The following is a 24,238-nucleotide window of genomic DNA, read 5'->3' as shown; positions in this document are numbered from 1 at the left end:
CATGTCTGGCGGATTAGTGACTGCAGCATACATTGTTGCCGCAATTCTGTTTATTTTCAGCCTGGCCGGGCTCTCGAAGCATGAGACTTCAAAGCAGGGCAATATCTTTGGTATCAGCGGCATGGCGCTGGCGCTGCTCGCCACCATTTTTGGTCCGCACAGCAGCAACGTGGCGTGGATTCTGCTGGCGATGGTGATCGGCGGTGCGATTGGCGTGCGTCTGGCGAAGAAAGTCGAAATGACCGAAATGCCGGAGCTGGTGGCGATTTTGCACAGCTTTGTCGGTCTGGCGGCGGTGCTGGTCGGGTTCAACAGCTACCTTGACCACGCGCCAGGACTGTCAGCGGTGATGGAAAATATCCATCTGACCGAAGTGTTCCTCGGCATCTTTATCGGCGCGGTGACCTTCACCGGTTCGGTGGTGGCGTTTGGCAAACTGCGCGGCAAGATCTCCTCAAAAGCGCTGATGCTGCCGCATCGCCATAAAATGAATCTGGCGGCGCTGGTGGTCTCATTCCTGCTGATGCTGTGGTTTGTGCGTACCGACAGCACCGCCGCACAGGGCGTTGCGCTGCTGCTGATGACGGTGATTGCGCTAGTGTTCGGCTGGCATCTGGTGGCGTCGATTGGCGGTGCGGATATGCCGGTGGTGGTCTCGATGCTCAACTCTTACTCGGGCTGGGCGGCGGCGGCGGCAGGCTTTATGCTGAGCAACGACCTGCTGATCGTCACCGGTGCGCTGGTGGGCTCTTCCGGTGCCATCCTGTCGTACATTATGTGTAAAGCGATGAACCGTTCCTTTATCAGCGTGATTGCCGGCGGGTTCGGCACTGACGTGAGCGGTGCAGACGCGGGAGAAGAAGCGGGTGAACACCGTGAAATCAGCGCGGAAGAGACGGCAGAACTGCTGAAAAACTCGACCTCAGTGATCATCACGCCGGGCTACGGTATGGCGGTCGCCCAGGCGCAGTATCCGGTGGCAGAGATCACCGAGAAGCTGCGCGCGCGCGGTATTAAGGTGCGTTTCGGTATTCACCCGGTAGCCGGTCGTTTGCCGGGGCACATGAACGTGCTGCTGGCGGAAGCCAAAGTGCCGTACGATGTGGTGCTGGAGATGGATGAGATCAACGATGATTTCAGCGATACCGACACCGTGCTGGTTATCGGTGCCAACGACACCGTGAACCCGGCGGCGCAGGACGATCCGCGCAGCCCGATTGCCGGCATGCCGGTGCTGGAAGTGTGGAAAGCGCAAAACGTTATCGTGTTCAAACGCTCAATGAACACCGGTTACGCCGGGGTGCAGAACCCGCTGTTCTTCAAAGAGAACACCCAGATGCTGTTTGGCGATGCCAAAGCCAGCGTTGAGGGCATTCTGCGCGCGCTGTCATAAAAGAAAAGGGCGGTGATATCACCGCCCTGACAAGCCTGAACCACCGGGGCGGCTCATCATGGCCGCCCCGTTTAATTTAATCTTCGTCATCTTCCTCATCGTCGAGGTCAATCGGCGATTTGAAATCATCCGGCTTAATCGCCAGCAAATCACAACGCAGGTGATCGATCACCTGTTCAGCGGTATTGCCGAGAAACGCAGCTGACAGACCGGTACGACCGATGGTGCCCAGCACCACAATCCCGGCGTCGAGATGCGAAGCGATATCCGGGATGACTTCTTCCGGCAGGCCCTTCGCCACGTGGGTAAACTCCTCGCCGATGGAGAATTTCTGGCGCAGCGCTTTCATCGCCACCAGATGCTGGCCGCGAATGGCATCGTTATAGACGCTGGGATCAAAATCCGGCAGTTCGATGGCAATATTAATCGGCGTGACAGGATAGGCGCCCACCAGATGCACCTCGGTGTGATTCACCATTTCAGCCAGCTGCGTGGTCTCGCGGATCAGTTTTTGATTAAGCTCATCATGATGCGGTTCCTCGCTGGCGAGGTTTACCGCCACCACCGCTTTGCCGCCTTCCGGCCACGGCTGGTCTTTTACCATCCATACCGGGCACGGGCACTTACGCAGCAGGTGCCAGTCGGTGGGTGTGAAAATCACTGCTTCCAGACGATCGTGCTGGTGCGCCATCTTCAGGACCAAATCATGCTGATGCGCCAGCACTTCCTGAATGATGGCTTCGTACGGCCGGTTATGCCACACCACTTTGATCTCGATATCCACGCCGGCTTCCAGATAGGCCTGCGCCTGTTCGCGGATCCATTCGGTACGCTGGCTAATCACCCCTTTGCGCATGTTGACGCGCTCGTCGGGCGACAGCAGGGTGGTCATTTCGTAGGAGAAGTCGTAGATAGGCAGGAAGGCTTTGATTTTTCCGCCGATACGTTGATTGAGATACACCGCACGCCGCAGCGCCGGCTGGTCGTCCTGCTGAGCATCAATCGCCACCAGAATATGCTGATACCGGGACATAAGGCACTCTCCTCAAACCAAAGCGAAGTTGGATTAAAGATAGCCTAAGATGGCGCAGGGCAGAAGCGGAAAAGTTGTTGCCGGATCAATAAAATAACATTTATCGACCCGGCAGGCGGTTACGCTGCCTGATCGGTCTGGCCGGCCAGTTCAGCCAGCAGCGCATGGTTTTCGATGGTGATATATTTGCCTTTCACCGCCAGCATGCCGCTTTTCTGGAAACGTCCCAGCAGACGGCTGATGGTTTCGACGGTGAGTCCCAGATAGTTACCGATGTCGCCGCGCGTCATGGTCAGGCGGAATTCACGCTGTGAGAAACCGCGCTGGCCGAAGCGACGCGACAGGTTCCAGATAAACGCCGCCAGACGCTCTTCCGCGTTCTTTTTCGACAGCAGCAGGATCATATCCTGATCGCCTTTGATCTCGCCGCTCATCAGACGCATCATCTGCTGACGCAGCGCCGGCATTTTACCGGACAGATCGTCGAGGGTTTCAAACGGGATTTCACAGACCATGGCTGTTTCCAGCGCCTGAGCGAAGCTCGGATGATGCGCGCTGACGATAGCGTCAAAGCCCACCAGATCGCCCGCCAGATGGAAACCGGTGATCTGTTCATCACCCTGTTCGGTAATGGTGTAACTTTTAATGGTGCCGGAGCGGATAGCATAAAGGGATTTCAGTTCATCACCGGCTTTGAACAGCGTCTGGCCTTTCTGAATCGGCTTTTTGCGTTCAATAATATTGTCCAGCTGATCCAGTTCATGTTCGTTCAGCGTGAAGGGAATACACAACTGGCTGATACTGCAATCCTGACAGTGGATGGCACAACCGCCAGACTGAATACGTCGAATGCTGCGTTTTTCCGGGATCATATAGGTACGCTCGATGATTATTGACTGTCGTCAATTTTAACATTTTTCTTTGTCATGTGAACTCATCCGAGCAGTAATAATGATCAAAACCGCACAAATGCTGGGTATTCGCGGCTTTGATGTCTGCAAATGACCAGCCGGTTTTTGATCTGGAACGTTTTCTTTCCATATTTACATCCGGACACAACCTGATCCCGCGCAGAAAGTGACGGATGTGATAGCCGATAACCTTTGCTACTATTTTGCTTTCGGGTGGCATGTTGCGCCCGATTCACCACCAGGCGTGAGGAAAACACCATGAACCTTGATGATGAAGACCTTTTCCGCGATGCCATGGGTGATGTAACCCCGTTAAAAGATTGCGCCAACACCCAGTGGCTGCGCGCGCCGTCTACCAAAGCGCCGCGCCAGCAGCCGCATGACGACGCACCGGAAAACTTCCTGACGCGCGGCTTCCTTGAGATTATCCCGCGCGACACGCCGCTGGAATATAAAGCCGATGGCATTCAGCAGGGCGTGCTCGATAAGTTGCGGCTGGGCAAATATACGCTGGACGCCAGTCTTAATCTGTTACGCCAGCCGGTGGAGACCTGCCGGCAATCGCTGTTCAGCTTTATGCTGGAAGCGCGCAAACAGGGCCTGCGCAATCTGCTGATTATTCATGGCAAAGGGCGGGATGATGAAGCGCACGCCAATATTGTCCGCAGCTACGTGGCACGCTGGCTGCGTCAATTTGACGACGTTCAGACCTTCTGCAGCGCGCAACCGCAGCACGGCGGCAGCGGCGCAGTTTATGTCGGGCTGCGCAAAACCGATCGCGCGCGCCTCGACAATCGCGAACGTCACGCCAAACGCAGCCGTTAACTGTGAAATTTGCGGATGGTGGCCATCAGCACTTCCGCGCTTAACGAGAGAGAGTGGCCGCTGCGGGTAATAATGCCCACCGGTTCGCCGGGGCCGGGCGATGCGATGGGTAGCGCGCTGAGCGCATTGTGACTTAAATCTTCCTTCACCGCGCCGGATGGCACAAACCACACATAGTCATAACGCAGCGCCAGCTGGCGGGCCAGCGAGGTGGAAGAGGTTTCGACACAGTTGCCCGGCAGCGAGCAGCCTTGTTCATCCAGCATGTGCTGGGCAATGCGGCGCGGCGCGGTGCCTTCAGGCGAAATCACTACCGGCCACTGCATAGCGCGGGAAAGTGTGACATTGTCACTTAACAGCGGGTGCTCCGGTCGCACCACCAGCTTGAGCGATTCGAGAAACAGCAATTCGTAGGTCAGGCCGGTCATCATTTCGCTGTCCGCCATACGGCCAATGCCAATATCAAACTCCCCGGCGCGCAGGCCAGCCAGCAGCACATTATTGTGCAGCGTGGCTACCTGTACCGTGGTGTTCGGTTGCTGTTCGTGGAAGCGATCCAGGATCTGCGGCAGCATCCCCATGGCGGCGGTGGTGAGGGCGCCAAGGCGGATCACGATCGGGCGTCCGGAAACCGGCGAGTTGAAACTTTGTCCGGCGTGGTTAAGCGCATCCAGTACTTTCACCGCGTGGGTCAGGAACTGTTCTCCCAGTGTCGTCAGCTGAGCACCGAGGCGACCGCGCTCAAACAGACGTGCACCCGCCAGTTCCTCCAGCTCATTCAGCGTCTTAGACAGCGCCGGCTGACTCAGATTGAGGGTTTCCGCCGCGCGGCCCAGCGTGCCCTGTTGCGCGACTGCCACAAAGGTGTGTAAATGGCGCAGACGAATGCGCTGATTAAAGAGATGATTTTTGTCCATAAACGCCAGCGTAATGAGTCAGAGTGGTCAGCGGCAAGTGGCTGATCGAGATTCTGTTAACTTACCTGCAAAATTATATTAACAAAAACAGTCAGCGTGAGAAGTTTTAGTAAGTGGCTGTATTGGTTGGCTTTATAAATAACCGGGTATCCAGGCGCGTTTCTGTACTCAGCGTTATCAGTAGCTTAGCGGGTAAAATGTTGAATAATTCTCAATTTCACTTAAAAATCCTGCCCGTTATTGTTAACGATGAGCTATCATAAGCGCCGTTTTTTTTACCAAAACTGATGACCTATTCGTGATAATCCTGCAGGAGTGGTACCGTGACCAGCGCTGAAGCCATTGACGTCCGCCAGCTCATCAACCAGAGCGCGTTAAGCAGCTGGCAGAAGCGTTTAATTGCGCTGTGTTTTGTCGTGGTGGCGCTGGATGGCATGGATATCGCGCTGATGGGCTTTATCGCGCCGACGCTGAAAGCCAGCTGGGGCGTGACCAATCATCAGTTGGGGATGGTGATCAGCGCGGCGCTAATTGGGCTGGCGCTGGGTGCCATGGTGGCTGGACCGCTGGCCGATCGCTACGGCCGCCGCGTGATGATTCTGCTCAGCGTGCTGTTTTTTGGCCTCTGGACGCTGGCGACCGCCATGGCGCAAAACATCGAACAGATGATGCTGTTCCGCTTCCTCACCGGTCTGGGGCTGGGAGCGGCGATGCCCAACGTCGGCACGCTGGTGGCCGAATACGCGCCCGAGCGGCGTCGCTCGTTTATTATCACCGTGGTGTTCTGCGGCTTCACCTTTGGCGCGGCCTCCGGCGGTTTTGCCGCCTCGTGGCTGCTGCCGCGCTATGACTGGCATTCCGTGATGCTGATGGGCGGCGTGCTGCCGCTGCTGGTGCTGCCGTTTCTGCTGCGCGGCCTGCCGGAGTCGGTGCGCTTTCTCATCAGCCAGCGCGCGCCCGCTGCACGCATTCACGCTATTCTGGCGCGCATGCTGCCGGGCAGCGTCCGGCCTGACAGCCATTTTCAAAGCAGTGAACCGCTGGCCGCGCGCCACGGTGCAGTGGCCACCGTCGTCTCACCCCGCTATCTATTTGGCAGCCTGATGCTGTGGGGCGGCTACTTCATGGGACTGTTTCTGGTCTACCTGATTGGCAGCTGGCTGCCATCGCTGATCAACACGCTGGGCATGTCTGTCACCGAAGCGGCTATCGTCACCGCCATGTATCAGGCGGGCGGCACCGTTGGCTCACTGTTTGCCGGCTGGCTGATGGACCGCATCAACGCCAATCTGGCGCTGGCCATTATTTACTTTTGCGGTGGCATCGCCATTGTGGCGCTCGGGTTTTCCCCGGCGCAGGTCGGGTTGATGAGCGCCATCGCCTTCTGCAGCGGCTTCTGTTTTAACGGTGCCAACACCGGCATGAATGCACTCTCGGCCAGTTACTATCCCACTCATGCCCGCGCGACCGGCTCCAGCTGGATGCACGGCGTTGGCCGCATCGGCGCAATCATCAGCGCCTTCGTCGGCGCTGAGCTGCTGTCTCTCGGCTGGGCGTTTAGCCAGATCTTTCTGCTGCTGGCGTTGCCGGCGGCGCTGACCACGCTGATGCTGGTACTGAAATGCCGCTTTGGTGACCAGCCGCGCGCCACCGAGTGACAGGGCGATCACAGTTCCGCGAAAATGTTACCCGCCGCTAAAGGGTTGATCTACAGTAGCAGCAACCCTTTAGCCCAAGGTGATGACCATGGATAACTTTCTCACCCGCGATGCCATCCGCACGCTGTTCTCTCAGGCCATGTCGGCCATGTACCAGCAGGAGGTGCCGCAATATGGCACCCTGACGCAGCTGGTTACCGCCGTTAACGAACGCACCTTAGAAGCGCAGCCGGCGCTGAAAAACCGTCTGGCCGCCGCCGATGAGCTGAGCCGGCTCGGCGTGGAGCGTCACGGTGCCATTCGCGTCGGCACTGCCGCAGAGCTCAGCACGCTGCGGCAGATGTTTGCCGTGATGGGGATGGAGCCGGTGGGCTATTACGATCTGTCACAGGCGGGCGTGCCGGTGCACTCTACTGCCTTTCGCCCGGTCAGCGACAGCGCGCTGCGGCGCAATCCCTTCCGTGTTTTCACCTCGCTGCTGCGGCTGGAGCTGATCGACGATGCCGCACTGCGCGACAAAGCCGCGGCTATTCTGGCGGCGCGCGACATATTCACGCCTGGCTGCCGGGCACTGATCGCGCAGCATCAGCAGCAGGGCGGTCTCAATGCTGCCGATGCGGCTCGCTTTGTTCAGGAGGCGCTGGAAACCTTTCGCTGGCATGCGCACACCACGGTGGACAGCGCCACCTACCGCGCGCTGAGCCAGCAGCATCGCCTGATTGCCGACGTCGTGTGCTTCCGCGGCTGCCACATAAATCACCTGACGCCACGCACGCTGGACATCGATCGCGTGCAGGCGCTGATGCCTTCGCGCGGCATCGAACCGAAAATCCTGATTGAGGGGCCGCCGCCGCGCGCGGTGCCGATTTTACTGCGCCAGACCAGCTTCAAAGCGCTGGAAGAGGCGGTGCATTTTAATGATGGCACGCCGGGCACCCATACCGCGCGCTTCGGTGAAATTGAGCAGCGCGGCGCGGCGCTCACGCCTAAAGGCCGCGCGCTGTACGACCGGCTGCTGGCGCAGGCCGGTACCGGCAGCGATAACCAGCAGCATCAGCAGCACCTCAGCGCGGTGTTTCGTGATTTTCCTGATGATGAACAGACGCTGCGCGAGCAGGAGCTGGCGTGGTTCCGCTACCGTCTGACGCCGCAGGGCGAGCATCAGCCGCCGCGCGCCGGGGAAACCGTGGCACAGCTGCTGGCCGCCGGACGTTTACAGGCGGAACCGATTGTCTACGAAGATTTTCTGCCGGTGAGCGCGGCCGGCATCTTCCAGTCTAATCTGGGCAACCAGACTCAGGCCCGCAGCGCCGGCAATGCCAGTCGTGCTGATTTTGAAGCCGCGCTCGGTGCCGCCGTGCAGGATGAGATGGTGCTGTATCAGCAGACGCAACAGCGCAGTCTGGCGCGCTGCGGCGTGCAGGAGTAGGGCGTAAAAAAGCGGCCTGAAAAGTGACAGGATCACTTTTACAGGCCGGCTGTTTTTCTTTCAAATGATTATTGCAGGCGTGCGTCGTGCACCAGCGTATATTTTCCGGCACCCAGGAACAGGATGGCCAGCGCGCCCAGCAGGTAAAGCGCTTCCGTTTCCAGCGACCAGGCGCCGACATCGGTGCGATGCCAGAGTGCGCCCATTTTCACCAGCAGCGTTGCGACTACCATGTTAACGGCAATGATAAAGGCCGCCGGGCGCGTCAGCAGGCCAACGATGACCATGATGGGTGCCACAATTTCCCCGATGTAAGCACCGTAAGCGATGAAACCTGGCATGCCTTTGACGCTGAGCAGATGGGCGATCCAGCCGACGCCATGAATCGCCTTAAACTCGCCATGAAACAGCAACAGCCCGCCGAAGGTTAAGCGTAACAGCAATTTACCGAAATCCGGGTGATCGCTCATCCGGGTGAACAGCTGATTGATGCCAGCAAACATCGCGTCTCTCCGTCACGCCAGGTTAACTTGCAACCTTAAAACAGAATGCGCCGCTGCAGTTAACCAAAAAATTTGATGAAGTTGTTCAATGAATCGGTCGCTTATTCGGCTTAATCTGCAAATGCTTGCAGAACATAGACATTCCACTGAGGCCTGCAAATAATGGAATCAGGCTTTACCAGGAACCCGCAATGAAAAATGAACGACGTCTGAGGATCATGACGGCAGAAGGTGAACTCAGAGGCCTGATGGATGATGAACTGTTTACCTTTAAAGGAATACCTTATGCAGCGCCGCCGGTTGGCGCACTGCGCTGGCGTCCGCCGCAGCCGGTGGTACCGTGGCAAACACTGCGCGATGCCACCGCGTGGGGCGATGCCAGCTGGCAAAATCGTGACTACTGCGTGGCGGCCGGCGGTGGCGATCCGGGCCGCTTCAGCGAAGATTGCCTCTATCTGAATGTCTGGACGCCCGATGTCGAACCCGTTACGCCGTTACCGGTGATGGTATGGCTGCACGGCGGCGGCTTCAGCATCGGCGCCGGCAGCCTTGATCCCTATCGCGGCAAAGCGCTGGCAGCGCAGGGCGTGGTGGTGGTGACACTCAATTACCGCCTTGGCCATTTCGGCTTTTTCGCGCATCCGGCGCTCGACGCCCAGTATCCACCGGGCAAGGTGGTCAATAATTTTGCGCTGCTGGATCAAATTGCCGCGCTGCAGTGGATTCAGCGCAACATCCCGGCGTTTGGCGGCGATCGCCATAACGTCACGCTGTTTGGCGAATCGTCCGGCGCGCGCAGCGTATTGTCGCTGTGCTGCTCGCCGCTGGCCGAAGGGCTGTTTCATAAGGGCATCGTGCAAAGTGCCTACAGCCTGCCGGACGTGCCGCATAAGCAGGCGCAGCAAACAGGCCTGCAGGTGGCAGCGCATTTCAATCTGGCCGCGGATGCCAGTGCGGAACAGTTGCGCGCACTGCCGGCCGATAGTTTCTGGCCGCTGGAGCGACCGCTGGCGCTGGGGCCGGTGGCCATCAGCGGCGATGCGGTGCTACCCAGACCGATGCTCGACACCTTTATGGCGGGTAAACAGCATCGCGTGCCGTTGATGATTGGCAGCAACAGCGATGAAGCCAGCGTGCTGGACTACTTCGGCGTGGATGCCCGCAGCGTGTTACAGCAGCTGCGCAGCAAAAGTCGCCTGAGTTATCGCCTGCTGAAGTGGCTGTACGATATCCATGATGACAGCCTGCTGGGGCGCGCGGTGGCGCGCGACATGGCGTTTACCGTCATGCCGCTGCTGGTGGCGCAGTCGCAGCACAGCATCGGCATGCCTGCGTGGCGTTACTGGTTTGATTATGTGTCAGAAAACGCGCGCCATCTCTACCCGCACGGCACCTGGCACGGCAACGAAATTCCTTATGTCTTTAATACGCTCGCGACGCTGCCGCCGCCGGGTGACTGGCATTACAGCGCCAGCGATATCGCCTTTGCCGGCCGCGTCAGCGCCTGGTGGGTGGCCTTTGCGCGGGATGCCAGTGAGTTCAGCCATCGGCTGCGGCTCGACGGGGAGCCTGACTGGCCGGTATGGCGGCCAAGTGAAGATTTGACTCTCGCTTTTGGCCACGACGGTAAAGCGGAATCGGTGCTGAAGGCGCGATTTATGCGCGGCCGTCTGCGTCTGTTTCGCCTGATGATGCGCAGCCACGTTAAACTTTAATAAGCCTGCTAATCATGTAAAAACATCAATGTTTTTTTAAGGCAAATTGGCCGCTATCTGCCTGATTTTACGACCGCTCAGCCGCCCCGCGCGGCACCCCATCCTGCAATTAATTAGCTTACAAAACATTTATCTTTTCCCGGTTCGCTGCCGATAAATACCCTAAGCCCTGTTTTATCCGGGCTGCCAGCGTTCACACCAGGGGATTATGTATGGGTATGTTAAAAAACTTCACGATTCGCGCCGTTATGCTGACCATTCTCGGGCTTTTCTGCCTGTTATGGTGTGGCGTAGGGCTGTTCAGCGTCCACTCGCTGAATGCGCTCGGCGAGGGTAACGAGATTGATCGTCAGCTGGTAAACCAGATGACGGCGCTCAGCAAAGGCAACGATCAATATTTCCGCGTGGTCACGCGTCTGTCGCGGGTAATGGAAGGCCGCACCGCCGGTAACGCGCCGACCGCGGAAGCGTTCGCGCCGGTGCAGCAGGCACTGGATAACATGAAACAGCAGTTAAGCCAGTTCAAAGCCATGGCGCCGGGTCCGATGGACAGCGAGACGGTGAACAATGTGATCAGCAGCTGGCAGAAACTGCTGGATGAGGGTATCGCACCACAGGTGGCGCTGGCGCAGCAGGCTTCACTGGATGCATGGCGCGCGCAGGCCAACAATGTCACGCCGCCGCTGAGCCGGGCGTTTGGTGCCAGCGCAGAAGCGTTTAATCAGGCCGCCAGCAGCAAGCTGGATGAGACCCGCGTGACCGTGGATACGCTTACCAGCATGACCAAAGTGATTATTGTGTCGGCGGTGGTGTTCGGCTTATTGATTCTGCTGTTCACTGACCGTTACCTGGTGACGATGCTGGTGAAACCGCTGGATCGCATCCGTAACCATTTCACGGTGATTGCGCAGGGCGATCTCAGCCAGCCGGTGGAAGAATTTGGCCGCAACTGCGTCGGCAAACTGGTGCCACTGCTGCGGGCGATGCAGGACAGCCTGCGTGAAGCAGTCAGCGCCATCCGCAGCGGCACGGAGAACATCTATCGCGGCGCGGCAGAAATTTCAGCCGGCAATAACGATCTTTCATCGCGCACCGAAGAGCAGGCGGCCGCGCTGGAACAGACCGCGGCCAGCATGGAGCAACTGACCGCCACGGTGAAATTCAACGCCGACAACGCACGTCAGGCCAGCGCGCTGGCGGAGACCGCCACCGGCACCGCGCAGCAGGGCGGCCGTCTGGTTGGCGAAGTGGTGACCACCATGCAGGGCATTTCCGGCAGTTCGAAAAAGATTGCCGAAATCACCAGCGTGATCAACGGCATCGCCTTCCAGACCAACATCCTGGCGCTCAACGCGGCAGTCGAAGCGGCGCGTGCCGGTGAGCAGGGGCGCGGCTTTGCCGTGGTGGCCAGCGAAGTGCGCAACCTGGCGCAACGCAGCGCCGGCGCCGCAAAAGAGATCGCCACGCTGATTGAAGATTCGGTGTCACGCGTTGAAAAGGGCTCGGAGCTGGTCAGCAGCGCTGGCAGCACCATGCATGACATTCTGAAGTCGGTGCAGGATGTGAATGAGATCATGAAGCACATCGCTGCCGCGTCGGAAGAGCAGAGCAAAGGGATTTCGCAGGTCGGCACCGCCGTCACCGAAATGGACAGCGTCACCCAGCAGAACGCGTCGCTGGTGGAGCAGGTGTCGGCGGCGGCCAGCGCGCTGGAGCGTCAGACCGAAGAGTTGCAGGCGTCGGTGGCGAAGTTCCGTCTGTCCGACAGCGCGCCGCGCGCGCAGGCCGCAGCATCCGCTGCCGCGCCTGCGCTGCGCCGGCCGGTGTTATCTGCCGCTGCAGGCGCTCAGGGTAAACCCGCCAGCAGTGAAGAGTGGGTTTCTTTCTGAGGCTGACACAACCACGCCACCAGCTGCGGCAAAAACGGTGGCGCATCTTTTTCCGCCCGCTGTAACAGGCTGTAGCTCGCCCCGGTTGCCACACTCGCGGCAAACGGGGCGATTAACCGCCCATTCGCCAAATCATTCTCCACCAGCGTAATATCCGCCACCGTCACGCCAAACCCCTGAATCGCCGCGCTGATCGCCAAATCCATGGTGGCGAAGTGCTGATTGCGCGCCATCGGCAACTGCTCCGCCTGGCCGGACAGCCACAGCTGCCAGTCGCGCGTATCGCCGGTCGGGTGCAGGAAGGTGAATTTGGCCAGTTCGCTGACATGGCGCGGTGCCGGCACGCTGCTGGCCAGCACCGGCGTCAGGCGCTCGGCAAACAGCGGAATGGCACCGGCAGGCGGCGTGCCGAATACAATTGCCGCATCAAAGTTCTCCAGCTGCGACGCATGATCGAGCGTGGTGGTCAGCGCCACGTGAATGTCTGGCCGCTGCTGCTCCAGCGCCACCAGACGCGGCACCAGCCAGCGCATGGCGCAGGTCGGGGCTTTCAGCCGAATCGAGGCGTTGCTGCGGCTGGCTTTCTCAGTGGCATTGACCAGCAGATTGAATCCCTGCTGCAGCTCCGGCAGCAGCGCCGCGCCCTGATCGGTGAGATGCAGACCGCGCGCGTGGCGTTCAAACAGGGCAAATCCCAGCCAGCTCTCCAGCGCCGCAATTTTGCGGCTTACCGCGCCCTGAGTGATGCACAGTTCGCTGGCGGCGCGCGTCAGGTTGAGATGACGCGCGGTGACCAGAAAGGCGTGAATGGCGTTGAGTGGCAGAGCAGAGCGGGACATAACGGCCTCGAGCTATGATTTTTTATCATGGCTATTATGACAACAATTCGCTTGTCGACTCAAGCGTCGCGCCGTTGAATAGAAATCTACTTCCGATACGTGGTTATGCAACCTGTGGAGCAATGATGACCCTGAACAGCAGCGTAAAGCTCTCCTCCAAACAGCCGGACGTCGGCACCACCATTTTTAGCGTGATCGGCCAGCTGTCCGCACAGCACCAGGCCGTTAATCTCTCTCAGGGCGCGCCCAATTTCCCGTGTGACCCGCAGCTGGTTGAGCTGGTCAGCCAGGCGATGCGCGACGGCCATAACCAGTACGCCGCGATGACCGGTTTACCGGCGCTGCGTGAAGCGCTGGCGGAGAAGGTGCACCGCCTGTATGGCCAGCAGTACGATGCCGCCAGCGAAGTCCTTATCACCGGCAGTGCCAGTCAGGGCATCTACATGGCGATTTCGGCGCTGGTGCATCCGGGTGATGAAGTGATCTTCTTTGAGCCAGCCTTTGACAGCTACGCGCCGGTGGTGCGGTTACAGGGCGCGACGCCGATCGGCCTCAAGCTGCAGGTGCCGGATTTTGCGATTGACTGGGACGCACTGCGTGCCGCGATCACGCCGCGTACGCGCATGATTATCATCAATACGCCACATAACCCGAGCGGACAGGTACTGAATGCCGCCGATCTCGACCAGCTGGCGGCCCTGACGCGTAATACCGACATCGTGGTCTTGTCTGATGAAGTCTACGAACACATCGTGTTTGACGGCCAGACGCACTGCGGCATGGCCACGCACGCGGAACTCGCACAGCGCAGCGTGGTGGTGTCCTCCTTCGGTAAAACCTTCCACGTCACCGGCTGGCGCGTCGGCTATGCGCTGGCGCCTGCTGCGCTGATGGCGGAGATCGTCAAGGTGCATCAGTTCATGATGTACGCCGCCGATACGCCAATGCAGGTTGGCTTCGCGCAGTATCTGCAGAACCCGCAAAACTATCTGCAGCTGTCGTCGTTTTATCAGGCGAAGCGCGATCGGCTGCAGACGCTGCTGCAGGATTCACCGTTCAGGCTGTTACCGAGCGCCGGTTCGTTCTTTATGTTGGCCAGCTACGGACATTTCAGTGACGAAAGCGACAGTGAAATGGTAAAACGTCTCATCGTCGATCACGGTGTGGCTACCATTCCGCTGTCGGCGTTTTATATGGATGGCACTGACAATAAATTAATCCGCCTTTCTTTTGCTAAAGACGACGCAACGCTCGAAGCCGGCGCGCAGGCGCTGTGCCGGGTTAAAGGGTAATTAGGGGAAAAATAATGAAAAAACTGAACGCACTGTTTATCGCACTGGGCATGATCACCTCCGTGCAGGCGCTGGCGCAGGAGAGCCTGCGCTACGGTCTGGAATCACAATATCCGCCGTTTGAAAGCCGCAATGCTCAGGGCGAACTGGAAGGCTTCGACATCGAGCTGGGTAAAGCTATCTGTCAGGTCGGCCATTTTGACTGCAAATGGGTTGAGAGCAGCTTTGATGCGCTGATCCCGGCGCTGCAGGCGAAAAAATTCGATGCGATTAACTCGGCGATGAACATCACCGAGGCGCGGGCGAAAAGTATCGACTTCACCAACCCGATCTACCGCATTCCCACCATGCTGATTGTGAAGCAGGGCGAGAAACTCGAGCCGACGGCGGCGTCGCTGAAAGGAAAAAATATCGGCGTGCTGCAGGGCTCAATCCAGGAAACCTACGCTAAAAAGCACTGGGAATCCCAGGGCGTGACGGTGACGTCGTATCAGGATCAGAACCAGGTATACAACGACATGGTCGCTGGCCGTCTTGACGGTACGCTGGTGATGTCCGCCGCCGGTCAGTCTGGTTTCCTCGATAAGCCGCAGGGCAAAGGTTTCGCCTTCGCCGGTAAGCCGGTGGAAGACGACACCATTCTCGGTTCCGGCATTGGTTTCGGTCTGCGCAAAGGCGATAGCAAGCTGAAAGGTGAACTGGATGCGGCCATCGCCAAAGTCCAGGCCGACGGCACCGTGACTAAACTGGCGGCGAAATTCTTCCCGGGCATTGACGTCAGCGTCAGCAAGTAAGCGGGTGTCAGCCTGACCGGCAGTCGCCGGTCAGGCATCTTCGGCGATTCCCTGCAACCGCGCTTATTTAGCCGCCAGATAACACAGCGCTTCCGCCACCTGATACGACTTCACAAACGACGGGATCGGCAGGAATTCAAAGCGCGAATGGAAATTGTGCGCGCCGGTGAAGAAATTCGGCGTCAGTAACCCTTTGGCCGACAGCGCAGACCCATCGGTGCCGCCGCGCATCGGAATCACTTTAGGTTCCACGCCCACCTGCTGCAGCGCAGCAAAAATCAGATCGATTGCCCGCCGGTCCTCACCTATCGCGTTACTGATGTTGCTATAGATATCATTGATCTTCAGCGCGACGTGACCAGTCGGATAGTGCGCGGCGATCTGATCGGCGACTTCCACCAGCTGCTGCTTCTTCGCATCAAAACCCTTTAAATCGAAATCGCGAATCGACGCTTTCAATACCGCCTGGCTGGCATTGGCCTGCATATCATTGAACCAGATATAGCCTTCGCGCCCGGCGGTATGTTCGGGCGTGGCAAGCCGGTCGAAGCGGGCGATGAAGTCGTGCGCCATCAGCAGCGGATTCACCAGCACGCCTTTGCCCGACATGGGATGCGCCGGCACGCCGGTGAAGGTAATTTCAGCGGAGGCGCCGTTGAAGCATTCATACACCACTTCGCCCAGCTCGCAGCAGTCGATGGTCCAGGCGAAATCGACGTTAAAGCGCGTCTCCAGGTCCAGCGCCTTGGCGCCGCGCAGGCCGATCTCTTCATCCGGCACAAACGCCACCACCACATCACCGTGCTCGCCACGCAGGTTCTCCACCAGCGTCATCACCACGCTGACTGCCGCTTTGTTGTCGGCCCCCAGCACGCTGGTGCCGTCGCTGAACACAATCTCCTGACCGACATACGGCAGGATTTCCGGATGCTCCGCCACCCGCAACCAGATGTCCTGCTGCGCATTCAGACACAGATCCGCGCCCTCAAAGCGCAGGGTTTGCGGATGGATATCCGGCGATAGCCCGACATCGACGGTATCAATATGGGTGATAAAGCCCACGCGCGGCGCGCCAGGCCGGTTGCCTGGTTTCACGGCGGTCACCGTGGCATGCTGATCAATCACCACATCCTGCAGACCGAGATCGCGCAACTCCTGCGCCAGCAGTTCCGCCATGGCGTGTTGCGACGGCGTACTGGGCAGCGTGCTGGATTTGGCATCGCTCTGGCTGGAGACCGCCAGATAACGGTAAAAACGCTGGGTCAGCTGACGGGCAAGTTGGTCTGTCATCACAATTCCTTATTAGCTTTGCGCCACTGGAGATACGCCAGACGGCTAAATCATGTTATTTATGAAATAAATACCGATGCTGGCTCATGGAAGTCAATAAAAAGCGAGAAGACGATGAAAAAGATGATAGGAAAACTGGCGCTTAGCGCACTGGGGTTAGCGGTTGCAGGCGGCGTCTCGGCGAAGACGCTGGTTTACTGTTCTGAAGGCTCGCCGGAGAACTTCAACCCGCAGCTCTATACCTCCGGTACCAGCGTGGACGCCAGCGCCGTGCCGATTTTTAACCGCCTGGTGGATTTCAAACCGGGCACCACCGAGCTGGTGCCCAGCCTGGCGGAGCGCTGGGAGATCAGCCCGGACGGCAAGGTCTATACCTTCCATCTGCGCAAAGGGGTTAAGTTCCAGAGCAATAAACTTTTTACGCCGTCGCGCGATCTCAACGCCGACGACGTGATCTTCTCGTTTATGCGCCAGCTGGATACGAAAAACCCGTATCACACCGTTTCGGGCGGTAACTATGCCAACTTTGAAAGCCTCGAGCTGGCAAAACTGATCACCCGTATCGATAAGGTGGATGATCTGACAGTGCGGATTACGCTGGCCCATGCCGAAGCGCCGTTTCTCGCCGATCTGGCGTGGTATTTCGCCTCGATTCACTCGGCGGAATATGCCGACCAGATGCTGAAAGCCGGTACGCCGGAAAAAGTGGACATGCAGCCGATTGGCACCGGACCGTTTGAGCTGGTGCAGTATCAAAAAGATTCCCGCATTCTCTACAAAGCCTTCCCGCAGTACTGGCAGGGCAAAGCAAAGATCGATCGTCTGGTGTTTTCCATCACCCCGGACGCCTCGGTGCGCTATGCCAAACTGGAGAAAAACGAGTGCCAGGTGATGCCGTTCCCTAATCCGGCCGATCTCGACAACATGCGCCACAACCCGAACATCACGCTGGAACAGAAATCTGGCCTCAACACCGGTTTCCTGTCGTTCAACACCACCAAAGCCCCGCTGGACAACGTGAAAGTGCGCCAGGCGCTGGCGATGGCCATCAATAAGCAGGCGATCATTGATGCCATCTTCAAAGGTACCGGCACGGTGGCGAAGAATATTCTGCCGCCGGATGTGTGGAGTGCTGATAAAGATCTGCAGGATTACGCCTACGATCCGCAACAGGCCAAAGCGCTGCTGCAGCAGGCCGGCATTCAGCCGGGCACCGAAATTTCGCTGTGGGCGATGCCGGTCCAGCGGCCGTATAATCCCAACGCCCGCCGCATGGCTGAGATGATTCAGGCCGACTGGGCAAAAGTGGGCATCAAAGCCAACATCGTCAGCTATGAGTGGGGCGAATACCTCAAGCGCGTTAAGGGCGGCGAGCATCAGGCGGCGCTGATGGGCTGGACCACCGCCACCGGCGATCCGGATAACTTCTTCGGGCCATTGTACAGCTGCACCTCGGCGAACGGCGGCTCCAACTCGTCCAAATGGTGCTATGCGCCGTTTGAGAAAATCATCACCGAGGCGCGCGCCGAGCAAAATCACGACAAGCGCGTGGCGTTATACCGTGAGGCGCAGGAGATGATGCATGACCAGATGCCGGCGGTAATGATTGCGCACTCAACGATTTTCGAGCCGGTGCGTAAATCGGTCAGCGGCTACCAGGTGGATCCGTTCGGCAAGCACATCTTCTATCCGGTGGATATCACGCCTTAATCGCAGCGGACAGCGCGCTGAGCTGCTGTTGCAGAAAGGTCAGAAACAGAGTCAGGGCGGCGCTACGGGGTCGCCCTGACTGCGTCTGCAGCTGCAGCGTACGCTGGCTCAGCTGATCGATATTGACCGCGCGCATCACCAGACCCTGCTGCTGGGCCTCTTCCGCCAGGGTAAAACTGCTGCAAATGGTCACCGCCAGCGGCGTGCGCAGTAGAAAATGAAACAGGGTGGAGAAGTTGTCGCAGGTCAGCACCGGTTCAATCAGGTGGCCACTCATGTGGCTGGCCAGCTCAAACAGCTGGCGTACCGTGGTGTTTTGCTGCGGTAGCGCCAGCGGATAGTGGCTAAGATCGGCCAGCGCCACCTGCGGCACGCCCGCCAGCGGATGGCTGTCATGCATCACCAGCAACACCGGCGCCGGCCATGAGCCCACCACCTCAACCGCACGTTCCGCGTGCAGGCTAAACTGCAATGCCACGTCGCACTCGCCGCTGCGCAGCAGTTCAGCCACGCCCTGCGCGCTAGCCACCCGGACGTCAAACAGCACGCCGGGATGATCGCGGCGAAAGGCGGCAATCAGCCGGGGCAGCAGGGTAAACGCCAGCCCGTCGGTACAGGCGACACGAATCAGCGTGCGCCGCACCGCCTTCAGGCCTTTGATCTCCGCCAGCGCATACTCCATATCCAGCAGATTTTTGCGCACGTGATGGGCAAAAATCTCGCCGGCCTCGGTCAGCACCATGCCGCGCGCATGACGGGCAAACAGCGTCACGCCCAGCTGCTGCTCCAGCCGCTGAATCTGGCGGCTAATGGCAGAGACCGCCACAAACAGCTGGGCGCTGGCCGCGCTGAGCGAACCGCAATCGGCTACCGCGAGAAAATAACGCATTTCCGTGCTTAACATGCCATGGCCTCCGTCTGTGCCTGCCTCGAAATCGGGCAACGCAGCTTTGCTTTAAAGGCAAATCTTACTCGATAAATTGATAATTGTGGCAAAGCTGCCTTTCCGCAAAGATGAAAAAACAGCAGACCTATAACAGGCAGGGCAAACATGACAGCACAACAGGCGGTTCAGCAGGCCACCGCATATTTCGACAGCGGGGAATTTCAACGTATCCTGGCGCGCCGCGTGGCGTGGCGCACCGAGAGCCAGCGCGACGATCGCGATGCGGCGCTACAGGACTATTTGCAGCAGGAGATTGCGCCGCAACTGCAGGCGCTGGGCTTCACGCTACAGCTCATCGATAACCCACACGCCGCCGGCCGGCCATTCCTCGTGGCGGTGCGCATGGAAGATCCCGCCTTACCGACCTTGCTGAGCTACGGGCACGGTGATGTGGTATTCGGCGATGACGAAAACTGGCGCAGCGGGCTGTCGCCGTGGCAGCTGACCGAAGAGGGTGATCGCTGGTACGGGCGTGGCAGCGCCGACAACAAAGGTCAACACTGCGTCAATCTTGCGGCGCTGGAGCAGGTTTACCAGGCGCGCGGCGGCCGTCTCGGCTTTAACTGCAAATGGCTGTTTGAGATGGGCGAAGAGATCAGCTCGCCGGGGCTGGCGCAGCTGTGTCAGCAGCAGGCGGAACTGTTGCAGGCTGACCTGTTCATTGCCTCAGACGGTCCGCGGCTCAACGCCGTGCGGCCGACGCTGTTCCTCGGTTCGCGCGGTGCGGTAAATTTCCGTCTGACCATCAACGCGCGTGACAATGCTTATCACTCCGGCAACTGGGGCGGACTGCTGAGCAATCCCGGCACCCGGCTGGCCAGCGCCATCGCCACGCTGGTGGACGCACAGGGCGTGCTGCAGGTTGAGGCGCTGCGGCCCGATTCGCTGACCCCGCAGGTGCGCGCCATTCTCAGCGATATCGAGGTGGGTGGCATGCCAGGCGATCCCGCGATTGACACCAACTGGGGCGAGCCAGGCCTGACGCCTGCCGAACGCCTGTACGGCTGGAACACGCTGGAAGTGCTGTCGTTTCTCACCGGTAACCCGGCGCGCCCGATGAATGCCATTCCCGGCAGCGCGACAGCGGTGTGCCAGCTGCGTTTTGTGGTCGGTACCGACTGGCAGCTGCTGGCGCAGCACGTCAGCGCGCATCTGGCGCAGCACGGCTTCCATGATGTTGAGGTTGAATTTTTGCGTGGTTCACCCGCCACGCGTCTGGATCCTGACGATCCGCTGGTGCACTGGGTGCTGAACAGCATGGCGGCAACCAGCGGCAAAAAACCGGCGCTGCTGCCCAACCTTGGTGGATCGCTGCCAAATGAGGTGTTTGCGGAGATTCTGGGCCTGCCAACGCTGTGGGTGCCACATTCGTATCCCGCCTGCGGTCAGCATGGCGTGAATGAGCACATGCTGAAATCGATTGCCCGCGAAGGGCTGCAGATCATGACGCAGCTGCTGTGGGAGCTGGGCGAGCAGGGCACGCAATGGCTGGCGCAACACCGCGCCTATGCCGGAGGTGGCGCATGAGCAGCCTCAGCCATAGCGCGCCGCTGAGCGGCGTGAAGCCAAACCTGCACAAAACGCTGTTTGCAACCTGCATTGGTAATGCGCTGGAGTGGTTCGACATTGCGGTGTATGGCTTTTTCGCCAGCTATATCGCCCACGCCTTCTTTCCCACCAGCGATGCGTCGGTCTCGCTGCTGCTGACCTTTGGCAGCTTCGGCGTCTCGTTCCTGATTCGCCCGCTGGGTGCGGTGGTGCTGGGCAACTATGCCGATCGCCACGGGCGTAAAAAAGCGCTGCTGCTCTCCATCAACCTGATGATGCTTGGCGGAGCCATCATCACGTTTATGCCGGGCTACGACAGCATCGGCCTGCTCGCACCGCTGCTGATCCTGCTGGCGCGCCTGGTGCAGGGCTTCTCTGCCGGTGGCGAATTTGGCAGCTCTACGGCGTTTCTGGTCGAGCATTTTCCCGAGCGCAAAGCCTTTATCGCCAGCTGGCAATTCGCCACCCAGGGCGCCAGCACGCTGATGGCCTCGGCGTTTGGTCTCGGTCTGACGCAGATCCTGAGCGAAGGCCAGATTCAGGCGTGGGGCTGGCGTATTCCGTTTGCCTTCGGCCTGCTGATTGGCCCGCTCGGGCTGTATATCCGCCGTCACGTGCACGAGCCCGCCAGCTTTGCTGCGCAGACACCGGAAGCGGCCCCGCTGAAACGGCTGTTTGGCCGGCAAAAAGCGCTGATGCTGCTGGCGATTGGCCTGATGGTGATCTCAACGGCGGTCAACTACATGCTCAACTACGTGCCGACCTACGCAACTAAAAACCTGCATCTGCCGGGCTCGGTGGCCTTTACCGCCACGTTGCTGGCCGGAGTGATTCTGACGGTGGTGACGCCGCTGATGGGATGGTGGGCGGAGCGCATTGGCCGCCTGCCGCTAATGTGGGGATCGCTCATACTGCTGATGGTCACCATCTATCCGGCCTTTCGGCTGGTGGTCAATCACACCACGCCGGCCACGCTGATTGTGCTGGTATGCTGGATGGCGCTGCTGAAATCGATCTATTTTTCTACCGTACCCTCGGTGATGGCGGATCTGTTCCCGATTGGTACGCGCGCCAGCGGCATGGCCATCAGCTATAACATTGCGGTTACGGTATTTGGCGGTTTTGCACCGCTGATTTGCACGCTGCTGATCAGTGCCACCGGCACCAGTCTGGCGCCGGGCTACTACCTGATGGCGATGTCGCTCTTTAGCGGGATAGCGCTGCTGCGCAGTCAGAAACGGATACGCTAAGTGGCAACCGGTGCGCGCACTGCGCACCGGTGTTTACGCATCAGGCAAACTGCAGATAGGCGACGTGCGTTTGCAGATACTCCTCCAGCCCGTGGCGGCCATCGGCACCGCCGATGCCGGATTTGCGCCAGCCGGCATGGAACCCCTGCATCGCTTCAAAATTTTCGCGGTTAATGTAGGTTTCACCGAATTTCAGCCGGCGCAGCGCGATCATCGCGGTGTTCAGATCGCGGGTATACAGCGATGAGGTCAGGCCATAGTCGCAGTCGTTAGCCAGCGCGATGGCTTCATCCAGCGTGTTAAAGCGCATCACCGGCAGCACCGGGCCAAAAATCTCCTCACGCATGATCGCCATCTCCTGACGTACCCCGGTGATGATGGTCGGTTCAAAATAAAAGCCGCGTTCACCGGCGCGTTTGCCACCCAGCACCACCTTGCCGCCCTGCGCGACGGCGCTGGCGACCTTTTGCCCGACGCGGTCGCACGCGGCTGCGCTAATCAGCGGCCCCATATCCACATCGGCCTGCTGCGCCGGATCGCCAAATTTCACCTGCTGCATCGCCCCGGTCAGGGCGCTGATAAAGCGATCGTAAATGCCGTCTTGCACATACACGCGCTCGGCGCAGTTACACACCTGACCGCTGTTGATAATGCGCGAACTGACGATAGCCCTGACGGCCAGATCGAGGTCGGCGTCGTCCATGACAATTGCCGGCGCTTTACCGCCCAACTCCAGCGACACTTTGGTCACATTCGGCGCCGCGGCGGCCATGGTGGCGATGCCGGCGTTGACGCTGCCGGTCAGGCTCACTAACCCGACTTTAGAATTGGCGGCCAGTTCCTGTCCCACCTCCGGGCCATAGCCGTAAACGATGTTAATTACCCCGGGCGGCAGGCCGATGTCGTCGATAATGGCGGCGAACAGGGCGGCGTTGTTCGGGGTGATCTCACTCGGCTTCAGCACGATAGTGTTGCCGGTGATCAGCGCCGGTGCCGCTTTGCGCGCAATCAGGAAGAAGGGAAAATTCCACGGCAGAATGCCGGTGGTCACGCCAATCGCTTTCTTAAACACAAAGATGTTTTCGTTTGGGCGATCGCTGTTGACGATTTCCCCTTCGTAGCGTCGCGCCCATTCCGCCATGTAGTCGAAGTAGTCAGCGGTAAACAGCACTTCGGTTTGCGCCAGCGCCTGGGTTTTGCCGCCCTCCGCGACGAGGGTGGTGCTCAGCTCAGGCTCGCGCTGGCGAATTGCCGTGGCGATGCGGTGCAGCCAGTCGCCGCGCGCCACCGCCGGTAACGCTTCCCAGCCGGGCTGAGCGGCTTCTGCGGCGGCAATTGCTGCCGCCGCCTGCTGTTTGCTGCCCTGGGGCACGCGTGACAGCAGGGTCTCCGTCGCCGGGTTAATCACTTCTATCCAGCTATCGTTATGCGCCTCGACAAACGCGCCATTAATGTAGTGTTGATGATGAAGGGTCATGTGCAGGGGCTCCACGCTCGGTTTTGTTAAACTGATGTGAAGGAAGAGTGAAGCAGATGAACGCTGGCGACCTTTTTATCACTGCCAGCACTGGCAGGGCGCTGGCAATAGCGGCAAGAATCACGCGACTGACGCAGCATTCTGCGTCAGTGGACCTTTCAGGAACCTGGCATCATAGCGCCGCTGGCAATAAACCAGACCAGAAAACTGACACCGGCAACGATAATGGCGATGGGGAACAGCAGACCGATTTTCATATGCATCCTGAGCGTTAAGCGAGCTGGATTAGCGCGCGGTGGGTTTTCATCATACTGAATAGCTGAAATTGTGTCGCGTCATCGACCTGACGCAGATGTTCGCCTTTCTGATACTGAATCTGATGCACATGGCCGAGCTGACGCCACACCACAATGGCTGACGCCAGCAGCGCGCAGTTCTCTTCACTCTGCACGCAGTCCAGCGTGGCGTAGTGAGTAGTATCTAAGCCATTAATGAACACATCCAGCGCCTCGGGCGGCACAATGGCGCGGATGTCATCCAGCATCACGCGGCTCACCGCCTGCGACAGCACCAGCGTTAACCGTTTGCTCTTCATCTCAATCCCTGGTTCCGATGATTTTTCCCACGTTATACGGATTTAACCCCGTCGGGGGAAGTGATTCGCGCAGCTTTGTGTGAGTGCCATGTTAAGCGGCGCGCTGGCAACAGAGGAAAAACTGTGCCGATCAACACAACATAAATCAAAAATATGCCGAATAATAAGCAACTTAAAGAACTTATCCGGCATAACAGCGGCAAATGCGAATTTGTGATCCTTAT

General features: G+C 58.9%; 21 protein-coding genes. 11 read left to right on the top strand and 10 right to left on the bottom strand.

The window, feature by feature from the left end; genetic code table 11:
* Position 1: 1 nt before the first annotated feature.
* Positions 2 to 1,393: a Re/Si-specific NAD(P)(+) transhydrogenase subunit beta gene (gene pntB, locus OXR61_RS01770; protein WP_021506108.1), complete on the top strand. Its 1,392-nt coding sequence runs from the start codon at positions 2 to 4 to the stop codon at positions 1,391 to 1,393.
* A 76-nt stretch (positions 1,394 to 1,469) separates the two neighbouring features.
* Here pntB and uspE read toward each other — a convergent pair whose 3' ends face one another.
* Together uspE and OXR61_RS01760 are read right to left on the bottom strand one after the other, a co-directional pair.
* Positions 1,470 to 2,426, bottom strand: coding sequence for a universal stress protein UspE (uspE, locus tag OXR61_RS01765; RefSeq protein WP_021506107.1), 957 nt, complete (start codon positions 2,424 to 2,426; stop codon positions 1,470 to 1,472).
* 119 nt (positions 2,427 to 2,545) lie between these two features.
* A complete protein-coding gene (locus OXR61_RS01760) occupies positions 2,546 to 3,298 on the bottom strand; it encodes an FNR family transcription factor (RefSeq protein WP_031279133.1) in 753 nt (250 codons plus the stop codon).
* 297 nt (positions 3,299 to 3,595) lie between these two features.
* Here OXR61_RS01760 and smrA point away from each other — a divergent pair, with 297 nt between their 5' ends.
* Positions 3,596 to 4,162, top strand: coding sequence for a DNA endonuclease SmrA (gene smrA / locus OXR61_RS01755; protein WP_021506105.1), 567 nt, complete (start codon positions 3,596 to 3,598; stop codon positions 4,160 to 4,162).
* Here the strand turns inward: smrA and OXR61_RS01750 are convergent.
* Complete coding sequence (locus OXR61_RS01750) at positions 4,159 to 5,079, bottom strand: LysR substrate-binding domain-containing protein (RefSeq protein ID WP_021506104.1); 921 nt, start codon at positions 5,077 to 5,079, stop codon at positions 4,159 to 4,161. The two genes, smrA and OXR61_RS01750, sit on opposite strands and share 4 nt — an antisense overlap.
* A gap of 323 nt (positions 5,080 to 5,402) precedes the next feature.
* Between OXR61_RS01750 and OXR61_RS01745 the strand changes: the two genes are divergently transcribed.
* Positions 5,403 to 6,737: an aromatic acid/H+ symport family MFS transporter gene (locus OXR61_RS01745; RefSeq protein WP_021506103.1), complete on the top strand. Its 1,335-nt coding sequence runs from the start codon at positions 5,403 to 5,405 to the stop codon at positions 6,735 to 6,737.
* An 88-nt stretch (positions 6,738 to 6,825) separates the two neighbouring features.
* Positions 6,826 to 8,166: a VOC family protein gene (locus OXR61_RS01740; protein WP_021506102.1), complete on the top strand. Its 1,341-nt coding sequence runs from the start codon at positions 6,826 to 6,828 to the stop codon at positions 8,164 to 8,166.
* A gap of 68 nt (positions 8,167 to 8,234) precedes the next feature.
* Here the strand turns inward: OXR61_RS01740 and OXR61_RS01735 are convergent, their stop codons facing one another.
* Positions 8,235 to 8,669 carry a DoxX family protein gene (locus tag OXR61_RS01735; RefSeq protein ID WP_021506101.1) on the bottom strand — a complete coding sequence of 145 codons (435 nt, stop codon included), beginning with the start codon at positions 8,667 to 8,669 and terminating at the stop codon, positions 8,235 to 8,237.
* Positions 8,670 to 8,860: 191 nt separating this feature from the next.
* Between OXR61_RS01735 and OXR61_RS01730 the strand changes: the two genes are divergently transcribed.
* Together OXR61_RS01730 and OXR61_RS01725 are read left to right on the top strand one after the other, a co-directional pair.
* Entirely contained in the window at positions 8,861 to 10,384 is a 1,524-nt protein-coding gene (locus OXR61_RS01730; RefSeq protein WP_021506100.1) for a carboxylesterase/lipase family protein, read from the top strand.
* A gap of 212 nt (positions 10,385 to 10,596) precedes the next feature.
* A complete protein-coding gene (locus OXR61_RS01725; RefSeq protein ID WP_021506099.1) occupies positions 10,597 to 12,273 on the top strand; it encodes a methyl-accepting chemotaxis protein in 1,677 nt (558 codons plus the stop codon).
* On the opposite strand, the gene OXR61_RS01720 is transcribed toward OXR61_RS01725, so the two are convergent.
* Complete coding sequence (locus tag OXR61_RS01720) at positions 12,231 to 13,112, bottom strand: LysR substrate-binding domain-containing protein (protein WP_021506098.1); 882 nt, start codon at positions 13,110 to 13,112, stop codon at positions 12,231 to 12,233. The two genes, OXR61_RS01725 and OXR61_RS01720, sit on opposite strands and share 43 nt — an antisense overlap.
* A 125-nt stretch (positions 13,113 to 13,237) precedes the next feature.
* On the opposite strand from OXR61_RS01720, the gene OXR61_RS01715 reads away from it, so the two are divergent.
* Positions 13,238 to 14,404, top strand: coding sequence for a methionine aminotransferase (locus OXR61_RS01715; protein ID WP_021506097.1), 1,167 nt, complete (start codon positions 13,238 to 13,240; stop codon positions 14,402 to 14,404).
* Between the two features lie 14 nt (positions 14,405 to 14,418).
* A complete protein-coding gene (locus OXR61_RS01710; protein WP_021506096.1) occupies positions 14,419 to 15,198 on the top strand; it encodes a transporter substrate-binding domain-containing protein in 780 nt (259 codons plus the stop codon).
* Between the two features lie 63 nt (positions 15,199 to 15,261).
* Here OXR61_RS01710 and pepT read toward each other — a convergent pair whose 3' ends face one another.
* The gene (pepT, locus tag OXR61_RS01705) at positions 15,262 to 16,488 is read right to left on the bottom strand and encodes a peptidase T (protein ID WP_021506095.1); all 1,227 of its coding nucleotides are present in this window, start codon (positions 16,486 to 16,488) and stop codon (positions 15,262 to 15,264) included.
* 114 nt (positions 16,489 to 16,602) lie between these two features.
* On the opposite strand from pepT, the gene OXR61_RS01700 reads away from it, so the two are divergent.
* Positions 16,603 to 18,198 carry an ABC transporter substrate-binding protein gene (locus tag OXR61_RS01700; protein ID WP_021506094.1) on the top strand — a complete coding sequence of 532 codons (1,596 nt, stop codon included), beginning with the start codon at positions 16,603 to 16,605 and terminating at the stop codon, positions 18,196 to 18,198.
* On the opposite strand, the gene OXR61_RS01695 is transcribed toward OXR61_RS01700, so the two are convergent.
* A complete protein-coding gene (locus OXR61_RS01695) occupies positions 18,188 to 19,102 on the bottom strand; it encodes a LysR family transcriptional regulator (protein WP_021506093.1) in 915 nt (304 codons plus the stop codon). The two genes, OXR61_RS01700 and OXR61_RS01695, sit on opposite strands and share 11 nt — an antisense overlap.
* Before the next feature lie 147 nt (positions 19,103 to 19,249).
* On the opposite strand from OXR61_RS01695, the gene OXR61_RS01690 reads away from it, so the two are divergent.
* Together OXR61_RS01690 and OXR61_RS01685 are read left to right on the top strand one after the other, a co-directional pair.
* Positions 19,250 to 20,671 (top strand): M20 family metallopeptidase, encoded by a 1,422-nt coding sequence (locus OXR61_RS01690; protein ID WP_021506092.1) that lies wholly within the window; start codon positions 19,250 to 19,252, stop codon positions 20,669 to 20,671.
* The gene (locus OXR61_RS01685) at positions 20,668 to 21,942 is read left to right on the top strand and encodes an MFS transporter (protein ID WP_021506091.1); all 1,275 of its coding nucleotides are present in this window, start codon (positions 20,668 to 20,670) and stop codon (positions 21,940 to 21,942) included. The genes OXR61_RS01690 and OXR61_RS01685 overlap by 4 nt, the downstream gene beginning before the upstream one ends.
* 40 nt (positions 21,943 to 21,982) lie before the next feature.
* On the opposite strand, the gene aldA is transcribed toward OXR61_RS01685, so the two are convergent.
* The 3 genes from aldA to OXR61_RS01670 form a co-directional block, all read right to left on the bottom strand.
* A complete protein-coding gene (gene aldA, locus OXR61_RS01680; RefSeq protein ID WP_021506090.1) occupies positions 21,983 to 23,419 on the bottom strand; it encodes an aldehyde dehydrogenase in 1,437 nt (478 codons plus the stop codon).
* 158 nt (positions 23,420 to 23,577) lie between these two features.
* Positions 23,578 to 23,676, bottom strand: coding sequence for a YoaK family small membrane protein (locus OXR61_RS01675; RefSeq protein WP_021313714.1), 99 nt, complete (start codon positions 23,674 to 23,676; stop codon positions 23,578 to 23,580).
* Between the two features lie 14 nt (positions 23,677 to 23,690).
* Positions 23,691 to 24,014 (bottom strand): hypothetical protein, encoded by a 324-nt coding sequence (locus OXR61_RS01670; RefSeq protein WP_021506089.1) that lies wholly within the window; start codon positions 24,012 to 24,014, stop codon positions 23,691 to 23,693.
* Between the last annotated feature and the right edge of the window lie 224 nt (positions 24,015 to 24,238).

The organism is Pantoea sp. GM_Pan_4, from assembly GCF_026541005.1.
GTDB classification, from domain to species: domain Bacteria; phylum Pseudomonadota; class Gammaproteobacteria; order Enterobacterales; family Enterobacteriaceae; genus Pantoea; species Pantoea dispersa.
This window is presented reverse-complemented; position numbering and strand designations above follow the sequence as displayed.